General features: G+C 71.3%; 2 protein-coding genes and 1 pseudogene. All 3 read right to left on the reverse strand.

Features of this window, described 5'->3' with window-relative positions; all coding sequences use genetic code 11:
* Positions 1-56: 56 nt before the first annotated feature.
* Positions 57-668 carry a histidine phosphatase family protein gene (locus AB0C62_RS42125; protein WP_362982610.1) on the reverse strand — a complete coding sequence of 204 codons (612 nt, stop codon included), beginning with the start codon at positions 666-668 and terminating at the stop codon, positions 57-59.
* An 8-nt stretch (positions 669-676) separates the two neighbouring features.
* The gene (gnd, locus tag AB0C62_RS42130) at positions 677-1,555 is read right to left on the reverse strand and encodes a phosphogluconate dehydrogenase (NAD(+)-dependent, decarboxylating) (RefSeq protein ID WP_081220310.1); all 879 of its coding nucleotides are present in this window, start codon (positions 1,553-1,555) and stop codon (positions 677-679) included.
* Between the two features lie 6 nt (positions 1,556-1,561).
* Positions 1,562-1,737, reverse strand: a pseudogene (locus AB0C62_RS42135) (glucose-6-phosphate isomerase); the annotation flags it as partial.

Raw genomic sequence — 1,737 nt, forward strand, 5'->3', positions numbered from 1 at the left:
GTCCGCCCGAACGGGCGGACCAGGCGGCCCCTTTCGACCTGGTGACGACGGAGGAACTAGCCGACCACGACAGGGGGTCCGGGCTCGTTCCAGGTCGCGATCACCGGATCGCCGTGCTCGGTGGAGAGCCGGCTCACGGTGCCGGTCGCGAGCTGGAACAGCCGCCCCGACCCGGCCGGAAGGCCGAGCCGGCGGGCCGTCAGGACCCGCAGGAAGTGCGCGTGCGCCACCAGCACCACGTCACCGGCCTCCTCGCGCAGCGCCGCGTCGACGCGGGCCAGCACCCGGTCGGCGCGCGCGCCCACTTCGCTCGGGGACTCACCGGGATGGCCGTCGGGACCCGGCGGCACCCCGTCGGTCCACAGCACCCAGTCCGGCCGCTCCCGGTGGATGGCGCGGGTGGTGACGCCCTCGTAGCCGCCGTAGTCCCACTCGTGCAGATCGGGTTCGATCCGCGCGTCGGACAGACCCGCGAGCCCGGCCGTGCGGACCGCGCGGCCGAGCGGGCTGGTGAGGACCCGGGCGAAGGAGCGCCCGGCGAAGAACGGGGCCAGGGACTTGGCCTGTTCCTCACCGTGCCCGGTGAGCGGCAGGTCGGTCCAGCTGGTGTGCTGTCCCGTCAGGCTCCACTCGGTCTCGCCGTGGCGGACCAGGACGAGGTCGCCCATGGCCCGGACTACTTCGCCGACTCGACGGCGTGGCCGCCGAACTGGTTCCGCAGGGCCGCGATCATCTTCATCTGCGGCGAGTCGTCCTGGCGGGACGCGAAGCGCGCGAAGAGGGACGCCGTGATGGCGGGCAGCGGGACGGCGTTGTCGATGGCCGCCTCGACCGTCCAGCGGCCCTCGCCGGAGTCGTCGGCGTGGCCGCGCAGCTTGTCCAGGTGCTCGTCGCCGTCCAGGGCGTTGACCGCGAGGTCGAGCAGCCAGGAGCGGATGACGGTGCCCTCCTGCCAGGAGCGGAACACCTCGCGCACGTCGGTGACCGAGTCGACCTTCTCCAGCAGCTCCCAGCCCTCGGCGTAGGCCTGCATCATGGCGTACTCGATGCCGTTGTGGACCATCTTGGAGAAGTGGCCCGCGCCGACCTTGCCGGCGTGCACGAAGCCGAAGTCGCCCTCCGGCTTGAGCGCGTCGAAGACCGGCTGCACCTTGGCTATGTTCTCGGCGTCGCCGCCGACCATCAGCGCGTAGCCGTTCTTGAGACCCCACACGCCGCCGGAGACACCGGCGTCGACGAAGCCGATGCCCTTGGCCGCCAGCTCCTCGGCGTGCTTCTCGTCGTCGGTCCAGCGGGAGTTGCCGCCGTCCACCACCGTGTCGCCGGGCTCCAGCAGGTCGCCGAGCTCGTCGATGACGGTCTGGGTGGGGGCGCCGGCCGGCACCATCACCCAGACCACCCGCGGGCCTTCGAGCTTGCCCACGAGTTCGGCGAGGCTGTTGACGTCGGCGAGGTCAGGGTTGCGGTCGTAGCCGACGACGGTGTGGCCGGCGAGGCGTATCCGCTCCCGCATGTTGCCGCCCATCTTGCCGAGACCGATGAGTCCGAGCTGCATATCAGTTCACTTCTTCCCGAGAGAGCGGTAGGTGGCCACGAGGGCGGTGGTGGAAGGGTCGAGACCGGGCACGTCCGTGCCGTCGGCGAGGGCGGGTTCGATGCGCTTGGCGAGGACCTTGCCGAGTTCGACGCCCCACTGGTCGAAGGAGTCGATGTTCCAGACGGCGCCCTGGACGAACA

Source organism: Streptomyces sp. NPDC048643 (assembly GCF_040650615.1).
Taxonomy (GTDB): Bacteria; Actinomycetota; Actinomycetes; order Streptomycetales; family Streptomycetaceae; genus Streptomyces.

Coding starts and splice junctions, on each gene's coding strand:
- AB0C62_RS42125 (WP_362982610.1), bottom strand. CDS start 668: ATGGGCGACCTCGTCCTGGTCCGCCACGGCGAGACCGAGTGGAGCCTG.
- gnd (WP_081220310.1), bottom strand. CDS start 1,555: ATGCAGCTCGGACTCATCGGTCTCGGCAAGATGGGCGGCAACATGCGG.